Raw genomic sequence first — 16276 nt, 5'->3', positions numbered from 1 at the left:
ACAACAAGATATGCCTACCGCGCTGGACCTGCCTATGGTCGATCCGCTGCCGTCCGAGACGCAGAAATACTTTGATATCTGTGTCGAGAAACTGGGCATGGTGCCGAATGTGCTGAAGGCTTACGCGTTCGATATTGATAAGCTCAACGCTTTCACCACCATGTATAACGACCTGATGCTGGCCGATAGCGGATTGTCCAAACTGGAACGTGAGATGATTGCGGTAGTCGTTTCGTCGATCAACAAATGCTTCTATTGCCTCGTTGCCCATGGTGCAGCGGTGCGGCAATTGTCTAGTAATCCGCAATTGGGAGAGATGCTGGCGATGAACTATCGCGTTGCGCCTCTCGATACGCGTCAGCGTGCCATGCTGGATTTTGTGGCCAAAATGACCAAGGCCAGCGCCGAGATTGAAGAACCTGACCGTCAGCACTTGCGCGATGTAGGGTTCAGTGATCGTGACATCTGGGACATCGCCAATGTGGCCGGCTTCTTCAACATGTCCAACCGGGTCGCCAGCGCCACCGCAATGGCACCGAACCAAGAATATCACGCGCAATTTCGATGATCCGAACGCTTATATCTGTCTTATTGGTTGTTGCCGGACCTGTGGTGGCGCAAGAACTGACCTTGCCGCAGACGGCACAGCAGATCAGTGACCGCAGTTCGGCCTTGGACAGCTATAATCTGCCAACCGGGCCGTTTGCAGATGGGGCTGTGCCATCACGGACCGTTGAAGGGCAGGTTGAGCGATACACATGGCGCCTGCAGGCCGGGTCCAGCACGACCCTGCAGTTGCTGGCCCCGTTGCGGGATCAGATCGAAGCGCAAGGATATGACATCCTTTTCGAATGCGAGGCGCGCGTGTGTGGCGGTTTTGACTTTCGGTTTGGAACCGAGGTCGTCCCCACGCCTGACATGTATGTGGCCATTCAGGATTACCGGTTTCTGGCGGCACAGAAAGGGCAAACCGTGCTAAGCCTGCTGGTCAGCCGGGATACGCCCGACGGCTATGTGCAAATGATCCGCGTCACCCCTGTTGACGCGCCCGCACCCGCGCCAATCGTTGTCGAACAATCCGTCGATGGGGCCCAAGGCCTCTTGGCCGAGCTACAGCAAAACGGGCACGTCATTCTGGACGACCTGCATTTCCGCACGGGTGAAGTGGCGCTGGGCGACGGTCGGTTTGCCTCGCTTGCCCTACTGGCCGGATTTCTGACAGATAATCCAGGCCTGCGTTTGGCGCTGGTTGGCAACACCGATGACACTGGCGATTTAGATGCCAACATTCGGGTCAGCACACGTCGGGCCGAGGCGGTTCGTAGCCGGTTGATCGAAGCTTATGGCGTCGCGGCTGACCGGATTGAAGCGCAGGGCGTGGGTTATCTTGCCCCGATAACCTCGAACGCGACGCCCGAAGGGCGAGACCTGAACCGCCGGGTCGAGGCCGTTTTGCTTGTCAATTAGGCTCGGTCTAGCCTGGTCAGAGACAAAAAAAGACCCGCACATTTCTGCACGGGCCGTTCCAGTTCACAGGGAGAAACTTACCAATCCATCGGACCCTTCTCGTTGAAGGATTCAACCAGAAAATCAATGAATGCGCGCACTTTCGGCTGGGTAAAGCGGCCGGGAGGATAGACCGCATATACCCCCTGCACCTCGTCCGGTAGCGATGGCATGGCATCCAGCACAAGGCCAGATTTCAACGCATCCGCATACAGGTAGCTGGGCAGGTGGGCGATGCCCAAGCCCGAAATTGCGGCATTCAAAAGGGACTGTCCGTCATTCACACTTAGCCAGCCGGCGGTGCGGACCTGCCGTTTTTCACCCGAAGGTGCGGTCAGTTTCCACACACTGCCCGAGGATTGGCTGGAGTAGTGCAGCAGTTTGTGTTCGTTCAGATCGTCGATCTTTTGCGGGCGTCCGAACTTTTCGATGTAACTGGGTGCCGCAACCATGCGTTTGACGGTTTCTGTCAACTTGCGGGCGCGCAGGGTGCTGTCTTCCAGCTCTCCAATGCGGACCGCCACGTCAAAGCCTTCGGATATCAGCTCAACATATCGGTTATTCAAAACCATGTTCACGGTGATGTCGGGATAGGCTGACAGAAACTCGGACAGCACAGGCGACAGGTGATTGACGCCAAAATCGGTTGCAACGCTGATGCGCAGCAGGCCCGATGGTGCCGATTGCATCGAAGTGACCAGCGCATCCGCCTCGCCCGCATCATTCAGAACGCGGCGCGCGCGGTCATAATAGGCCAGCCCGATCTCTGTTGGTGAAACCCGGCGCGTGGTGCGGTTCAACAGCCGTGCACCCAGCCGCGCCTCAAGGCTCGACACGTGCTTGGACACTGCCGATTTGGAGATACCCATCTTCTTGGCCGCATCGGTGAAGCCACCTTGGTCCACCACGTTGGCGAAGGCTTCCATTTCGGTCAGTCGATCCATACTCGTTCCCCAGGTCTTGCTCTCGAAGGTGATATTGGTTCCGAATCTGGGCGGAAACGGGGCAGACATGGGATAATATCAGGGTTTTGAATCGGATCGTTTGCAGTTCAGAAACGCGGAAACAGTGGTTTCCGATCCGTCAGCATCGGCGATAAGCACCGAATTCTACATAATTTCGCGTTTGTGCTATGGTTAGAATGGCAATTTTGTGACCTGGGAGGAGTTAATGAAATCGTTTCTATTCACCGCCGCGTTCTGTCTGAGCGCAAGTTTTGTCTGGGCTGGGGGTGAGACCCCTTCGAATCCCGATGCAAAGGTCTATTTTGTGAATCTTGCGGATGGCGACAGTGTTCAATCTCCGGTCACGGTGGTCTTTGGCCTCAGCGGAATGGGTGTCGCGCCTGCAGGAACTGAGGCTGAGAATACAGGCCATCACCACCTGCTGATCAACCGCCCACCGATTGGTGAGGGCGAAGACGGCGCGGATGAGTTGGCCTATGGCCTGCCCGCCGACGACAATCATATGCATTTTGGCGGCGGCCAGACTGAGGTGACATTGGACCTGCCTGCCGGGCAGCATACGCTGCAACTGGTGCTGGGGGATGCGGGCCACGTGCCGCATAATCCACCTGTGGTGTCCGAGGTGATCACGATTACCGTGGAATAAGCGGCGCGTTCGCGGCCACTGTTTACATCCCATCAGAAGTGATGAACTCTGCGCAGACCAGCCGGAGGGTTCCATGTCGCTTGAGTTTCTATTCACGTCTTTGATCGTTGTGCTATTGCCCGGTACGGGTGTGATCTACACGTTGGCGATTGGCCTTGGGCGTGGGTTCCGCGCCAGCGTCGCGGCAGCGGTTGGGTGTACCATTGGTATCCTTCCAGCGGCTTTGGCAAGCATCGTTGGTCTGGCGGCACTGTTACATACAAGCGCTTTGGCCTTTCAGGTGCTCAAATACCTTGGAGTGTTGTACCTGTTCTATATGGCTTGGGGAATTTTCCGCGACGGCGGTGCGATGGAAGTGAATGCCAATAAATCCACCCGAAGCTACCTTAAGATCGCCGTGACCGGCACGTTGATCAACGTGTTGAATCCCAAACTGTCGCTGTTCTTTCTAGCCTTCCTGCCTCAGTTCGTACCAACTGACACAGCCCATGCGGGTCTGGCGCTGGTTCAACTTGCCGCCGTCTTTATGGTAATGACGTTTGTTGTTTTTGTTGTGTATGGCGCATGCGCTGCGTTCGCACGTGACTATATCGTCCACCGTCCGTCGGTCATGGAGTGGATCAAACGCTGCTTTGCCACAACTTTTGGTGCGCTTGGGGTCAAGCTTGCCCTATCTGACTGACAGCGCCTAAAGCGCTGCCGCCAACCGTGTCCCCTGGTTGATCGCCCGTTTGGCATCCAGTTCGGCCGCCACATCTGCTCCACCGATCACATGTGGGGTAATCCCGCGATCAATCAGTGCATCGGCGAGGCTCCGGTCCGAGACCTGACCTGCGCACAGGACAATCGTGTCCGCCGCAATCACCGTTGGATCGGTGCGCTCTTCGCCAAAGCTGACATGTAGGCCATCTTCGTCGATCCGCTCGTAGTTCACGCCGCCGACAAAGTTGACATTCTTCATTTTCAGCGTTGCGCGGTGAATCCAACCGGTGGTCTTGCCCAAACCCTTGCCATGCGCCTGTTTCTTGCGTTGTAGCAGGGTGATCTGACGGGCTGGCGCTTCGGGCTGCGGTCCTTCGGGTGCAAGGCCCGAGCGGTGTTCGGCTGGGTCCGTTACACCCCATTCCTTCATCCATAGCGGCAGATCGGTGGTCGCACTGTGCCCGTCCTCCAGCAGGAATTCAGAGACGTCAAACCCGATGCCACCCGCGCCGATCACAGCCGCTGATTTTCCGACATCAGCCTTGTCGCGCAACACGTCGATATAGCTGAGCACGTTGTCCCGATCCTGGCCGGGGATTTCCGGATCGCGGGGGGTGACGCCGGTGGCGATGACCACTTCATCAAAGCCGGTCAGGTCATCCACGCTGACCTCGCGATTCAGTTCCACGTTTACGCCCAGATCGTCCATCATGGTGCGATACCAATCGACAAGGCCCCAGAACTCCTCTTTCCCCGGAACCTGTTTGGCCATGTTGAGTTGCCCGCCGACCTCAGGCGCGCGGTCGAACAGGGTAACGCTGTGGCCGCGCTGGGCCGCAGTCATCGCAGTAGACAGGCCTGCCGGACCCGCCCCAACGATTGCGACGGATTTTGGTGCTCCGGCTTCCTCGATCACCAATTCGGTTTCGTGGCAGGCGCGCGGGTTGACCAGGCACGACGTCAGCTTGCCGCTGAACGTGTGATCCAGACAGGCCTGATTGCAGGCAATGCACGGCGCGATTTGCGCCGACTGCCCGGCGATGGCCTTGTTTACAAAATCCGCATCCGCCAGCATTGGTCGCGCCAATGAAACCATGTCGGCGCAGCCGGTGGCCAGCACCTCTTCGGCCACTTCGGGCGTGTTGATCCGGTTCGAGGTAATGACCGGGATCGATACCTTGCCCATCAGCTTCTTGGTCACCCACGCAAACGCCGCGCGTGGAACGCTGGTTGCAATGGTTGGTATGCGCGCCTCATGCCAACCGATACCGGTGTTGATGATCGTGGCACCGGCCTTTTCAATCTTTTGTGCCAGTTGCACGACCTCGTCATGAGTCGAGCCATTGGGCACCAGATCGATCATCGACAGGCGGTAGATGATGATGAAATCTGTGCCCACAGCCTCGCGCGTGCGGCGCACCACCTCAATCGGCAGGCGCATGCGGTTTTCATAAGAACCGCCCCAGCGATCCTCGCGCTTATTGGTGTGCGTTACCAGGAACTGGTTCAGAAAGTACCCCTCGGACCCCATGATCTCGACGCCATCATAGCCAGCCTTTTGCGCCAGAACCGCAGCATTCACGATGTCGTTGATCTGTTTCTCAATGCCATCTTCGTCCAGCTCATGAGGGGGGAAAGGAGAAATCGGGGATTTCACCGGGCTGGGGGCAACGCATTTCGGGCCATAGGCATAGCGACCTGCGTGCAGGATTTGCATCGCGATTTTGCCGCCTGCTTCATGCACGCGCTGCGTCACGATAGAATGGTTCGCTACTTCCTTATCATTAGTCATCATCGATGCGCCGGGCAGAACCGAGCCTTCGAGGTTTGGACCGATGCCGCCTGTCACCATCAATGCCACGCCACCGCGAGCCCGGTCTGCGTAGAACTCGGCCACCCGGTTCCAGTCACCGGTTTCCTCTAGCCCTGTGTGCATCGAGCCCATCAGCACGCGGTTCTTCAGCGTGGTAAAGCCCAGATCCAGCGGGGCCAGCATGTTTGGGTACGCAGTCATGGCGAAACTCTCCCTCCCGAAGTTGGGCTCTAAATTGACCTGCACGTCACCTTTGTCACGCGAAACCTAACGTCACCCCCTTTGCGGGCGCTTTTACCCTTGTTAGAGGTTGGCCGGACAAGTGACGAGGCCACATATGACCCCTGAAGAGATTGCCAAACTGCCCTATCGCCCCTGCGTTGGGCTGATGCTGATGAATGCCGACGGCAGGATTTTTGTGGGTATGCGAAACGACGGCCCACAAGACGCATGGCAGATGCCGCAGGGTGGAGTGGACAAGGGTGAAGACCCGCGCGATGCGGCTCTGCGCGAGCTTAGGGAAGAAACCGGGGTGACCGCTGACCTGATCGAGGTCTTGGCCGAGACTGCGGGCTGGCTGCCCTACGATCTGCCGCATGACATCGTGCCGAACATCTGGAAAGGCCGCTATCGGGGGCAAGAGCAGAAGTGGTTCCTGCTGCGTTTCATCGGGACCGATGATCAGATCAATATCGCCACGGATCATCCCGAGTTCGCTCAGTGGAAATGGCAAGAGCCCAACCAATTGGTGAATGAGATCGTGCCATTCAAACGTGATGTCTACGAACGGGTTCTGAGCGCGTTCAAGGCGCATCTGTCCTGAACCCACCCTTTGCGTAAGGCCTAACGTAAGGGAAGGTTGGACATTTCCCGGGCTGATGGGTAGCGCGGAGATGGCATGTTCGGGCTACTCATGACGTATACGACCTTTCCAAGCACCGCTCGGGCACACCGTAGTGCAGACATGGCCGTTCATGCGGTCGGGTTGCTGCTGATCCTGTCAGCGGGCAGCGTTCTTGTGATCAATGCCTATGCCCGACTTGAGACGGCTTTGTTTCTTGCGGTTGTGGTCTATGTTCTGTGCGCATTGGTCTCGAACCTGGCGTCCTGGGCCTATCACTTCGCCCCCTGGCATGATCGTCGCATGGTGCTGCGCCGGATCGATCACGCAGCAATCTACCCCAGTATCTGCGGAACGTTTACGCCCTTCTTCGTTCAGGCAGGCACGACATGGACCATGACCTTGCTTTGGCTGTGCTGGGGTCTGACCATTGTGGCGGTCTGGAACAAGATCGCAAATGAAACCATCAAATCCAAATGGTCGACCGCCTCCTATCTTGGGCTTGGGGCCATTGGATTAAGCGCAATTCCCGATATGACGACTGTTCCGGTGGCGACCCTGTGGTGCATCGTGGCTGGGGCTGCCAGCTATGTAGTCGGAACGGTTTTCTATGCGCGAAAAACTATGCCGTTTCGTTATGCGATTTGGCATTCCTGCGTGAATATCGGCGGGATATTCATGTTTGCGGGTATCTGGCTCGCGCTGTTTTCGAACAGATGAAAAGGCCGGAGCGCACGCTCCGGCCTTATTAAGGTCGCTAAGCAGAACCGCTTAAAGCAATCCCTCGCTTCTAAGCAGTTCAACCATATTCGCTTCAGGGCGCGGACCGATATGGCTGATCACCTCGCGGGCGCAGACATTGCCGATCTTGGCGCAGGTCTCAAAATCCCGACCTGTGGCCATGCCAAACAGGAACCCTGCAGCGAACTGATCGCCTGCGCCGGTTGCATCCACCGGAACCACCTTTTCGACCGCCACATCCACGCGCTGACCCTCGTGCAGCACGGTCACGCCGTCGCCCGACCGGGTGCACACGACCAGCGGGCAAATCTCGGCCGTTTTGGTCAGCGCTTCTTCCAGATCGTCGGTTTCAAACAGAGATTTGATCTCTGCCTCGTTGCCGATCACGAAGTCCAGCTCATTCTCGATCAGCAGCAGGAAATCGACCCGGTGACGCTCGACGCAGAAAGGATCGGAAATGGCGATACCGGCCTTGCCACCGCCCTTGTGACAGGCGCGCGCGGCCTCAAGAAACGCGGCTTTACCCTTTTCCTTGTCGAACAAATACCCTTCGAGGAACATGATCTGGCTGTTCCCGGCAACCTCGTCCGACACGTCCTGAGACGACAGTTCCGACGAAATCCCCAGATAGGTGTTCATCGACCGCTCACCATCAGGCGAGACAAATATCATCGAGCGTGAGGTCGGCAACTCGCCACCCGGCACAGGCGGGTTCACGAAATCCACGCCGTCTTCGTTCATCGCATCGGCATAGAAGCGACCCAGCGCGTCATCATGCACACGGCCAATAAAGGCTGCATCCAGACCCAGCGCACCCGCGCCCGCAATGGTGTTCGCGACCGAGCCGCCCGGCGTCTGCACCCGCCCCTCCATCGAGGCATAGAGCACTTCGCCGCGCTCCTGCTCGATCAGCTGCATGATGCCTTTTTCAATGCCCATCAGTTCCAGGAAACTGTCATCGGCCTGGGAAATGACATCCACAACGGCATTTCCGATGCCGGTCAGTTGGTAGGTTTTCATAGGGTCTTGTCCTCGAATTGACAGAGATCACAGATGATGCAGGTCGGGCATTGCGGCTTGCGCGCTTTACAGTGATAGCGCCCGTGCAGGATCAGCCAGTGATGTGCATGGAGTTGAAAGTCGGCTGGAATATTGTCCTCGATGGCGCGTTCGACAGCGTCTACGTCTTTGCCGGGGCAAATACCAGTGCGGTTACCAACGCGAAAGATATGGGTGTCCACGGCTTGGGCCGGCTGCCGCCACCACATGTTCAGAACCACATTGGCCGTCTTGCGCCCGACACCGGGCAGCGATTGCAGCGCGGCGCGCGAGTTGGGAACCTTGCCATCATAGTCCTCAACCAGTATGCGGCTGAGCTTGATGACGTTCTTCGCCTTCTGGCGGAACAGGCCGATGGTTTTGATATGCTCGATCAGGCCCTCTTCGCCCAGATCCAACATCTTTTGCGGAGTATCTGCGATCTTGAACAGCTCACGCGTGGCTTTGTTGACGCCCGCATCAGTCGCCTGCGCCGACAGCGCCACTGCGACGACCAGAGTGTAGACGTTCACATGTTCCAGCTCGCCCTTGGGCTCGGGGTCGGCCTCTTGAAAGCGCGTAAAGATCTCGCGGATCGTGTGGTAATCGAGTTGCTTTGCCATCTGAGCCTTAATGCCGCCCAAGGGCCAATGACACAAGCCCAAAGCCAATGCGCAAGTTCCGGGTCGCTTGGACGTGTCTCGCGCGCTATGGTTTAGGCCACAGAATGAGGTGAGAACCATGAACATCCAGACCCCGGAAAGCGGCTATCACTACAACGTCATGCGACGCGCAATCGAGCTGATCGATCAGGGCGGCGAGGGCCTCAGCCTTGAGGAACTGGCGCAACAGATGGATATGAGCCCTGCCCATTTCCAGCGCCTGTTCTCGCGCTGGACCGGGGTGTCGCCGAAGCGGTACCAGCAATATCTGACACTGGGCCACGCCAAGGCGTTGCTGCGGGAACGGTTCACCACGTTGGAGACCGCCCATAACGTCGGCCTGTCTGGCAGCGGTCGCCTGCACGACCTGTTCCTGAAATGGGAATCCATGAGCCCCGGCGAATACGCCCGCAAAGGCGCGGATCTGACGATCTATTGGGGCTGGTTCGAAAGTCCCTTTGGCCCTGCGCTGGTCATGGGCACCGACAAGGGCATCTGCGGCATGGCCTTCGGGGCCGAGACTGGCGAGGAAGAGGCGATGGAGGATATGCTGTCGCGCTGGCCACAGGCTGCGTTCGTCGAGGATCCGATGCACCTGCGGCCCTGGGTTCTGAGCGCCTTTGGGTCGGTCAGCGACCGTTTGCAGCCGACGCCATTGTACCTGATCGGCTCACCCCTGCAGATCAAAGTGTGGGAGGCGCTGATGCACATCCCTTCGGGTCAAGTCACCACCTATTCTGAAATTGCGCAGCGGGTTGGCTCGCCACAGGCCGTTCGTGCAGTCGGAACGGCGGTCGGGCGCAACCCGGTAAGTTGGCTGATCCCCTGCCACCGGGCGCTACGCAAATCAGGCGGCCTTGGTGGGTATCACTGGGGCTTGCCCGTCAAGCGGGCGATGCTGGCCTATGAAGCCGCGCAAGCTGACGCCTGATTGACAAGTGATCCAAACATCGCCAAAAGGCGCGGCAGGTTCGGGTCTCCTGCCGTTCGCGGCCCTTGGCTTTGGTGAAACCCGTTTGAATGAACATCTGTTGCCCTTTTCTGGCGCGTGGATGGAAATGCGAACCCCGTTCTGACTTCGCGCCCGTTACAGAAAACGAGGCACATGATGACAAGATCTGACTCAATCGCCCCAGTGGCGGAGCTGAAATCGCAAGCGAAACGCCTGCGGGAGGCTTTGAAAACCACCGGGGTTATCGTCTCGCACAGCGCGGCGCTGGAGCTTCTGGCCCGGCAGCACGGCGTGCGGGATTGGAACACGCTGACGGCAATCGCCGGAAGCCGAATGCATCTGAGCGTGGGTGACCGGGTAAAGGGCCGATATCTGGGTCAGCCCTTCACTGCGGAGATACGCGGATTGACCGTTCTGGGTGATGGTGCGCAACGTCGGTTGACCCTGCAATTCGACGCGCCCGTGGATGTGGTGCGGTTCGACAGTTTTTCGGCGATCCGGCAGCGCGTTACAGGTGTGATCGGTTGGGATGGCCGATCCACCCGGTGCACATCGGACGGCGAGCCTCAGCTTGTTGTTCAACCGGCATAAAAAGGGGCGAGGCACTGGATGCGCCTCGCCCTTTCATGACTAATTACGCGTTGAGTTACTCAGCAACCCAGCCGCCGACGGCTTTGACTTCCAGGAAGTCTTCCAACCCCCAGACGCCGCCCTCGCGCCCGTTTCCGGATTGCTTCATGCCGCCGAACGGCGACCCAGCGCTGCGCGATTTACCGTTCATCTCAACCATGCCTGACCGCAATACCCTTGCCATGCGGTTGGCGCGCCCGCCGTCTTGTGTCTGGACATAGTTGGTCAGACCATAGGGTGTGTCATTTGCTATCTCGACTGCTTCTTCTTCGGTGTCGAAGGGGATCATGGTCAGAACCGGGCCAAAGATTTCCTCGCGCGCGATGGTCATCTGGTTGTTGGCGTCGGCAAAGACCGTGGGGCGGACATAGTAGCCCTTGTTCAGCCCGTCGGGCCGCCCGGTGCCACCGGCGACAAGGCGCGCGCCTTCGTCGATACCTTTCTGGATCAGATCTTGAATCTTGGTCCACTGAAGTTCGTTCACCACAGGCCCGATATGACGGCCTTCCTCCGCCGCGCTAGCGACAGATACGGAATTGGCCACCTCAGCAGCAGTTTCAACGGCTTGATCGTAGATCGGGCGCTGCACAAGCATCCGGCTGGGGGCGTTACAGCTTTGGCCCGTGTTGTTCATCATGTGCAGTACACCACGTTTAATGGCTTTCTCATCGGCGTCGGAAAAAATTAGGTTCGCGCCCTTGCCTCCAAGCTCCAGATGCACCTTTTTTAAGGTATCTGCCGCATTCTTGGAAATGGCCGTCCCGGCGCGGGTCGAGCCGGTGAAGCTGACCATATCCACGTCCGGATGTGCCGACAGTTGCGAGCCAACCCCGACCCCGTCACCGTTCACAAGGTTGAATACGCCGGGCGGGAAACCTGCCTCATCCATCATTTCGGCAAAGATCATCGCGTTCAGCGGGCTTTGTTCCGAGGGTTTCAGCACCATGGTGCATCCCGCAATTGCAGCTGCCCCCACCTTGAGCGTGATCTGGTTCATCGGCCAGTTCCAGGGGGTGATCAGGGCCGCGACGCCTACTGCTTCGTAAATGATGCGGTCATTTGGTGCATGATCACCCAAGGGCCGTTCAAACGAAAAGGCTTTGGCGGCTTTGATGAAGTTTTGCAGATGCCATGTTCCGGCACCAGCCTGCTGTGTGCGGGCCATATCGATGGGCGCGCCCATCTCAAGCGACATGGCTTGAGCCAGATCTTCGCTGCGCGTCTGGTAAATCTCGATCAGTTTCTCGACGAGCGCGATCCGCTGTTCGACTGGAGTGGCCATCCAGCCGGGCAGCGCGGATTTGGCTGCTGCCACGGCGGCGTTTGTATCCGCCTCGGACCCCAGTGAAATCACTGCACAGGGATCTTCGGTCGATGGGTTGATCACCTCAAAATCATGGGCTTGGGACGGGGCAACCCATTCACCGTTGATATAGAAATTACGCTTTTCGATCATGGCGAATCCTCCGGGATCGTGATGTCCTAAACTGGGGTTGCGCACACACTGTCACCGACCCCGGCGCGCGACAAGAGGAGAATTTGATCAAATTTCTTGCGGGTGCTTACTCAGAAAAAAGCAAAGCTGGATTTGCGGAAGGTTTAACTCTGGCGCAAAGTGGTTAGGTTCACAGCATTCGACTCGGTCAGTAACCAAAGAAGGAGATGCCCCATGGGTTTGCGCATCAACGACACGGTCCCGAATTTTACCGCAGAAACAGATCAGGGCACCATTCAGTTTCACGATTGGATTGGTGACAGCTGGGCGATCCTGTTTTCGCACCCAAAGGACTTTACCCCGGTTTGCACGACCGAGTTCTCGGCCGTGGCTCAGCTGAACGATGAATGGGCTGCACGCAATACCAAGGTGATTGGTGTCTCGGTCGATGGGGTTGAGGATCACAAGAAGTGGAAAAAGGACATCGAGGAATACGGCAAGGCCAATCCCGGCTTTCCGATTATTGCCGACGATGGTCTGGCTGTTTCCAAAGCCTTTGACATGCTGCCTGCCGAAGCCTACCTGCCCGATGGCCGCACGCCGGCCGATAGTGCCACAGTACGGTCTGTTTTTATCATCGGGCCCGACAAGCAGCTAAAACTGTCAATGACCTACCCGATGACCGTGGGCCGGAACTTTGCCGAGATCCTGCGGGCGCTGGACGGGTTGCAGATGTCGGCCAAAGGTGTGGCGACGCCTGCCAACTGGATTCCGGGCGAAGATGTGATTATCCCGCCGAGCGTTTCAAACGAAGATGCCAAGGCGAAATTTGGTGAGTTTGAAACGATCTTTCCCTATCTGCGTAAGACCAAGGCCCCGTCGTAAGGCGGGACCGGGTCAGGGGGGCTGTCTGCCCCCCGTCGCGCCTAGTGGCGCGACTCCCCCCGAGGATATTTGTGGCCAGATGAAGCAAGTGGCTTCGGGCCCTCAGGGGTGCACGCGGCCGCAGAACTTTAGCGGATCAGAAACTGTAGCGCAGCCCGAAGTTCACACTGAACGTATCCAGATCATCTTCGACCGTGCCAGTCAGCGCGCCGTTGGGGGCCAAGCGGGCCGACGACACATCGAAAGCGCGTGAATAACGGGCATCAACCGTGAAGGCGGTGGACGCGTTGATTTCATAGGCCACACCCGCGATCAATTGAGCAGCGAAGTTGGTATCGCTGTCATCAAGAACGACGCCCGGGCCGTAAGCAAAGTCGATGTCAGAATAGGTAGCGCCCAGCCCAAAGCCAGCAAACGGGGTAACCTTACCGGACTGTTTGAAATCAAGCAGAACATTGGCAAACAAAGAGGTTTGCGCGATATCGCCCGAAATATTGCCTTCTGGCGCTGGCCCGTTGCCCGAGAAGTTTACGCCATCGACATCATTGTCGCGATAGGACAGTTCCAGCTCCAGGCGAGTGCCGATCCGGTCATTTGACCATTGCGGAATTTCTTTGCCGATCGCGATACCAATGCCATAGCCTGCATCGAAATCGGTATCGACAGATTGTGTTGCGCCTCCGATCGTGCCGGAGAAGTCACTGTCCTGAAGCTGACTATAGCCCAGAAACCCCTGTATATATGCACCATCAGTCAGGCTTTGAGCTGAGGCATGCGTTGCGGCAAGGGCCAGGGTTGCCGATGCCAGAATACCGCGAATGACCATGATCGTTGTCCTTTGTTCCGATTGATTTCTCGCAGCAATATGAGCGGGCAAGATCAGAAGAAAAGGCAGCGGGCCTTCACGTTGGATCACTCTAAATTGGAAGCTGGTGAGGGAATAAATTCCTGTTCCAAGTTGTTCCTGCATCCCTCGATTGGAGGTGTGTCGATTCCGCGGTGCAGGGCAATTGGTGTCGTATGCGTTACGCCGCTTTCTCTTGGGCGTGGTGCTGCATCTCCAACTGTGGCGCGGTGAGAACGGATTGCAGCGCTCGCGCCTCGTAGTTTTTCAGCACAGGTAGCACTGTTGAACCGTAGCCTACTGCCCCTTTCGAAAGATCCGGAAACAGTTCGAACAATTCTCGGCGGGTTGCAGGAGCCATTGTATTGACGGTTGTATCGCCGGGAAAAAAGGATTCAGACCACAGTCCTTCTACATTCACCAGCTCATGCCGGTCGAACAGGATGTGGATGTATTCAACACCGTTCTCGGGTGTTTCCTGCGTTATAGTGTTCTGATTGATCAGCGCTTTGGCTGTGGCCAGCATGAGCGGTTCGCAATGTGTCAGCTCCATGACGGGGGACGTGACGGCGATCCGGTGTTGTGGAGAGACCAGCAAATCGCGGCGCGGGCAACCGTGGCCAAAACTGTTTGCCCTGATCCGAACCGGGCATAAATGGGGGTTGGCCTGCAAATCGAGGCGGCTTAGGCGACGTCGGCCGATCCAGCGGATGGTGCTGGTTTGACCTTGGGCAACGCAGGCCGGATCGCCGGGTTGCAACGTCTCGACCTTGCGGAGGCCATTGGGTGTCAGGATCAGAGACCCCGACGTGAAACACACGAAGGAGGGCAGGGATTGATACGCCGCCGACTGAGCGGTTCCAGCAAAGCCGGTATCCGAGATTGTGTCACCCAGCGCAGCCTGCCCCGAGGTGACGATGATGTATCGCGGGTTGCTGAACTGGATCAGGGTAAAGCGCACCGGCGCCCCGTTGACCGTGCCGGTGTAGCTTTCGAATGTGCTGAAGTTCTGGGAGGAGCCCGAAAACCCGGGCAGGGATGTCAGATCAAGTTGGGCGCTGTCTGGGTCAGGGTCTTGGAGGAAGGCATCATTGTCGATGATCTCAACCGAATACGCCTGCGTGATGTCGACGCTGCGATTGCTGAACGGGTCCGCACTGATTTCGAATACGGTAACTGAGGCCACGATCGAAAGGCATCCCTGGAATTGACAAAACAAACCTTAAGGTTGAGCAAATACACGCGATAAGAGTTAACAATTGATTTACCAATCCGCGGTGCGGTTGTTTCGTCGGCGGAGCGGCGCGAGAAATACTGTGCCATTCAGTGGACGGTCGATTGTAGCGATGCCGACGAAGCTGCCTTTCACTGCTTCGTCCACAAAGGTCCGCCTTTCATTCGACCGGGGTGCCGAAGACAGCGATAGCACACCCGAGCAAAGCCAAGGCTGTAAAGAACACCATGCGTGCAGGATCGCGGGATCTTGCGGCGCGGATCGTGGCGGCCATGGATTGAAGCGCATAGTAAAGCGCAAAGGCCCGCGACGCATAGCTGATGATTTCAAAGATATTGGCGGTCCAGGTCAGCGTAAGACCAGCAGCAACTAGTAAAGCATAAGCCAACTTTTCAGAGACAAACCCGCCGCTCACTTCTGCAATCAAACCGCCTGATCCGCTGGTATCTGCAATAGCGGCACTGAACTGCGCGCTCAACGCCGCCACGACCAAAAGCAGCGGCAGGATTGGGGCAACAACCTGCATGAGGTCGATGATCGCGGTTTCGTCTAGCGACTCCGGATCGGTCTCGAAGGCAAAGGTCAACAATCCGACATACAGACAGTAAATGCCGGTCGACAGCACCTGCGCCAAGCGCATGGAGCGGATGCGAGTCGCGGCATCGTAGGTTCCGGCCAGATAGCGCGATGTTTCAAATCCCTGAACCGTGACGATCAACCCGGCCATGAGCGTGAAGGCGGTCCAGCCCGTGACCTGCGGTGTCTCGAATTGCAGCGCGTGTTGCCCCGCCACGTCGCCAAAATGAACGGCAAGGCCAAATAGCAAGCCCGCGATGATGGCAAGCTTCAACCCCACGGAAATCTGTTCCATCCGTTCCAGCGCGGCAAAGCCACGCGTCAGACCCGTAAACAGAATCAGGAGGAAGACCGCACTGGTGAGCAGGTTGGCGTGGAACGCGTCATCAAGCTGCGTCAAGCTAACGCCAAATGCCCCAAACAGGTTGAGGTAATAGGAAACGGATACCACGAATGCGAAGGCAAGGACACAGGACGACATCGTTTCGAGCGCATTTATGACCGGGGAGGTGTGCGGCTGACGGTCAATGTCGGCGATGTTGAACCGGATCGCAGTGCCAAACAGATAGGCCACCGCACACAGACCGATCATCACAAGCGGCGCATAACCTCCAAAGCTCACATCGAGAATGGGTCCCAGAACAAGAAAACCGCTGCCAATGATCGACGCCAAGGGTGTGATGGTGGCGCGCCACAGTTGCGCATTGGCCAGCCGGGGCCAGATCAAGACCGCTCCAGCCAGAGTAACGGTTGCGAGTATAAAGGAGTTCAACATGGTTGGAGACATACCTGTGCCGCGCGGCAGA

The 16276-nt window shown here is 57.5% G+C and carries 17 protein-coding genes; 9 read left to right on the top strand and 8 right to left on the bottom strand.

Annotated elements, in window-relative coordinates; translation table 11 throughout:
- Window positions 1-10 precede the first annotated feature (10 nt).
- Both ACR0DH_RS17090 and ACR0DH_RS17085 read left to right on the top strand, forming a co-directional pair.
- Window positions 11-568, top strand: coding sequence for a peroxidase-related enzyme (locus ACR0DH_RS17090; RefSeq protein ID WP_480551161.1), 558 nt, complete (start codon window positions 11-13; stop codon window positions 566-568).
- The gene (locus ACR0DH_RS17085; protein ID WP_480551069.1) at window positions 565-1467 is read left to right on the top strand and encodes an OmpA family protein; all 903 of its coding nucleotides are present in this window, start codon (window positions 565-567) and stop codon (window positions 1465-1467) included. The genes ACR0DH_RS17090 and ACR0DH_RS17085 overlap by 4 nt, the downstream gene beginning before the upstream one ends.
- A gap of 77 nt (window positions 1468-1544) precedes the next feature.
- Here the strand turns inward: ACR0DH_RS17085 and ACR0DH_RS17080 are convergent, their stop codons facing one another.
- Entirely contained in the window at window positions 1545-2450 is a 906-nt protein-coding gene (locus tag ACR0DH_RS17080; protein WP_170533810.1) for a LysR family transcriptional regulator, read from the bottom strand.
- 226 nt (window positions 2451-2676) lie between these two features.
- Between ACR0DH_RS17080 and ACR0DH_RS17075 the strand changes: the two genes are divergently transcribed.
- Together ACR0DH_RS17075 and ACR0DH_RS17070 are read left to right on the top strand one after the other, a co-directional pair.
- On the top strand, window positions 2677-3117 hold the full coding sequence (locus ACR0DH_RS17075) for a DUF4399 domain-containing protein (protein ID WP_480543368.1): 441 nt from the start codon (window positions 2677-2679) through the stop codon (window positions 3115-3117).
- 73 nt (window positions 3118-3190) lie between these two features.
- The gene (locus ACR0DH_RS17070) at window positions 3191-3799 is read left to right on the top strand and encodes a LysE family translocator (RefSeq protein WP_480551071.1); all 609 of its coding nucleotides are present in this window, start codon (window positions 3191-3193) and stop codon (window positions 3797-3799) included.
- Window positions 3800-3805: 6 nt separating this feature from the next.
- On the opposite strand, the gene ACR0DH_RS17065 is transcribed toward ACR0DH_RS17070, so the two are convergent.
- Window positions 3806-5833: an FAD-dependent oxidoreductase gene (locus tag ACR0DH_RS17065; protein ID WP_480551073.1), complete on the bottom strand. Its 2028-nt coding sequence runs from the start codon at window positions 5831-5833 to the stop codon at window positions 3806-3808.
- A gap of 136 nt (window positions 5834-5969) precedes the next feature.
- Between ACR0DH_RS17065 and ACR0DH_RS17060 the strand changes: the two genes are divergently transcribed.
- On the top strand, window positions 5970-6455 hold the full coding sequence (locus ACR0DH_RS17060) for an RNA pyrophosphohydrolase (RefSeq protein WP_480551075.1): 486 nt from the start codon (window positions 5970-5972) through the stop codon (window positions 6453-6455).
- A 75-nt stretch (window positions 6456-6530) separates the two neighbouring features.
- Window positions 6531-7193: a PAQR family membrane homeostasis protein TrhA gene (gene trhA / locus ACR0DH_RS17055; protein WP_480551077.1), complete on the top strand. Its 663-nt coding sequence runs from the start codon at window positions 6531-6533 to the stop codon at window positions 7191-7193.
- Between the two features lie 51 nt (window positions 7194-7244).
- Here trhA and ACR0DH_RS17050 read toward each other — a convergent pair whose 3' ends face one another.
- Both ACR0DH_RS17050 and nth read right to left on the bottom strand, forming a co-directional pair.
- A complete protein-coding gene (locus ACR0DH_RS17050; protein ID WP_480551079.1) occupies window positions 7245-8234 on the bottom strand; it encodes an adenosine kinase in 990 nt (329 codons plus the stop codon).
- The gene (nth, locus tag ACR0DH_RS17045) at window positions 8231-8875 is read right to left on the bottom strand and encodes an endonuclease III (RefSeq protein WP_480551081.1); all 645 of its coding nucleotides are present in this window, start codon (window positions 8873-8875) and stop codon (window positions 8231-8233) included. Before nth ends, ACR0DH_RS17050 begins: the two co-directional genes overlap by 4 nt.
- A gap of 118 nt (window positions 8876-8993) precedes the next feature.
- Here nth and ACR0DH_RS17040 point away from each other — a divergent pair, with 118 nt between their 5' ends.
- Both ACR0DH_RS17040 and ACR0DH_RS17035 read left to right on the top strand, forming a co-directional pair.
- On the top strand, window positions 8994-9845 hold the full coding sequence (locus tag ACR0DH_RS17040; RefSeq protein ID WP_480551083.1) for a methylated-DNA--[protein]-cysteine S-methyltransferase: 852 nt from the start codon (window positions 8994-8996) through the stop codon (window positions 9843-9845).
- 174 nt (window positions 9846-10019) lie between these two features.
- Window positions 10020-10457: a glyoxalase superfamily protein gene (locus ACR0DH_RS17035; protein ID WP_480884903.1), complete on the top strand. Its 438-nt coding sequence runs from the start codon at window positions 10020-10022 to the stop codon at window positions 10455-10457.
- A gap of 55 nt (window positions 10458-10512) precedes the next feature.
- Here the strand turns inward: ACR0DH_RS17035 and ACR0DH_RS17030 are convergent, their stop codons facing one another.
- A complete protein-coding gene (locus ACR0DH_RS17030; protein WP_480551085.1) occupies window positions 10513-11952 on the bottom strand; it encodes an aldehyde dehydrogenase family protein in 1440 nt (479 codons plus the stop codon).
- A gap of 213 nt (window positions 11953-12165) precedes the next feature.
- Here ACR0DH_RS17030 and ACR0DH_RS17025 point away from each other — a divergent pair, with 213 nt between their 5' ends.
- Window positions 12166-12816, top strand: coding sequence for a peroxiredoxin (locus ACR0DH_RS17025; protein WP_170533776.1), 651 nt, complete (start codon window positions 12166-12168; stop codon window positions 12814-12816).
- A 136-nt stretch (window positions 12817-12952) separates the two neighbouring features.
- On the opposite strand, the gene ACR0DH_RS17020 is transcribed toward ACR0DH_RS17025, so the two are convergent.
- From ACR0DH_RS17020 to ACR0DH_RS17010, 3 genes are all read right to left on the bottom strand, one after another.
- Window positions 12953-13642 (bottom strand): outer membrane protein, encoded by a 690-nt coding sequence (locus ACR0DH_RS17020; RefSeq protein WP_480551087.1) that lies wholly within the window; start codon window positions 13640-13642, stop codon window positions 12953-12955.
- A gap of 199 nt (window positions 13643-13841) precedes the next feature.
- Window positions 13842-14846 (bottom strand): Hint domain-containing protein, encoded by a 1005-nt coding sequence (locus ACR0DH_RS17015; RefSeq protein WP_480551089.1) that lies wholly within the window; start codon window positions 14844-14846, stop codon window positions 13842-13844.
- A 208-nt stretch (window positions 14847-15054) separates the two neighbouring features.
- A complete protein-coding gene (locus ACR0DH_RS17010; RefSeq protein WP_480551091.1) occupies window positions 15055-16245 on the bottom strand; it encodes a hypothetical protein in 1191 nt (396 codons plus the stop codon).
- Window positions 16246-16276 lie beyond the last annotated feature (31 nt).

The sequence above is a fragment of the Ruegeria sp. I1 genome, from assembly GCF_056532675.1.
This window is presented reverse-complemented; position numbering and strand designations above follow the sequence as displayed.

Bases quoted from the DNA above. Each gene is read 5' to 3' on its own strand.
- ACR0DH_RS17090 (WP_480551161.1), top strand. From the start codon at position 11: ATGCCTACCGCGCTGGACCTGCCTATGGTCGATCCGCTGCCGTCCGAG.
- ACR0DH_RS17085 (WP_480551069.1), top strand. From the start codon at position 565: ATGATCCGAACGCTTATATCTGTCTTATTGGTTGTTGCCGGACCTGTG.
- ACR0DH_RS17080 (WP_170533810.1), bottom strand. From the start codon at position 2,450: ATGGATCGACTGACCGAAATGGAAGCCTTCGCCAACGTGGTGGACCAA.
- ACR0DH_RS17075 (WP_480543368.1), top strand. From the start codon at position 2,677: ATGAAATCGTTTCTATTCACCGCCGCGTTCTGTCTGAGCGCAAGTTTT.
- ACR0DH_RS17070 (WP_480551071.1), top strand. From the start codon at position 3,191: ATGTCGCTTGAGTTTCTATTCACGTCTTTGATCGTTGTGCTATTGCCC.
- ACR0DH_RS17065 (WP_480551073.1), bottom strand. From the start codon at position 5,833: ATGACTGCGTACCCAAACATGCTGGCCCCGCTGGATCTGGGCTTTACC.
- ACR0DH_RS17060 (WP_480551075.1), top strand. From the start codon at position 5,970: ATGACCCCTGAAGAGATTGCCAAACTGCCCTATCGCCCCTGCGTTGGG.
- trhA (WP_480551077.1), top strand. From the start codon at position 6,531: ATGTTCGGGCTACTCATGACGTATACGACCTTTCCAAGCACCGCTCGG.
- ACR0DH_RS17050 (WP_480551079.1), bottom strand. From the start codon at position 8,234: ATGAAAACCTACCAACTGACCGGCATCGGAAATGCCGTTGTGGATGTC.
- nth (WP_480551081.1), bottom strand. From the start codon at position 8,875: ATGGCAAAGCAACTCGATTACCACACGATCCGCGAGATCTTTACGCGC.
- ACR0DH_RS17040 (WP_480551083.1), top strand. From the start codon at position 8,994: ATGAACATCCAGACCCCGGAAAGCGGCTATCACTACAACGTCATGCGA.
- ACR0DH_RS17035 (WP_480884903.1), top strand. From the start codon at position 10,020: ATGATGACAAGATCTGACTCAATCGCCCCAGTGGCGGAGCTGAAATCG.
- ACR0DH_RS17030 (WP_480551085.1), bottom strand. From the start codon at position 11,952: ATGATCGAAAAGCGTAATTTCTATATCAACGGTGAATGGGTTGCCCCG.
- ACR0DH_RS17025 (WP_170533776.1), top strand. From the start codon at position 12,166: ATGGGTTTGCGCATCAACGACACGGTCCCGAATTTTACCGCAGAAACA.
- ACR0DH_RS17020 (WP_480551087.1), bottom strand. From the start codon at position 13,642: ATGGTCATTCGCGGTATTCTGGCATCGGCAACCCTGGCCCTTGCCGCA.
- ACR0DH_RS17010 (WP_480551091.1), bottom strand. From the start codon at position 16,245: ATGTTGAACTCCTTTATACTCGCAACCGTTACTCTGGCTGGAGCGGTC.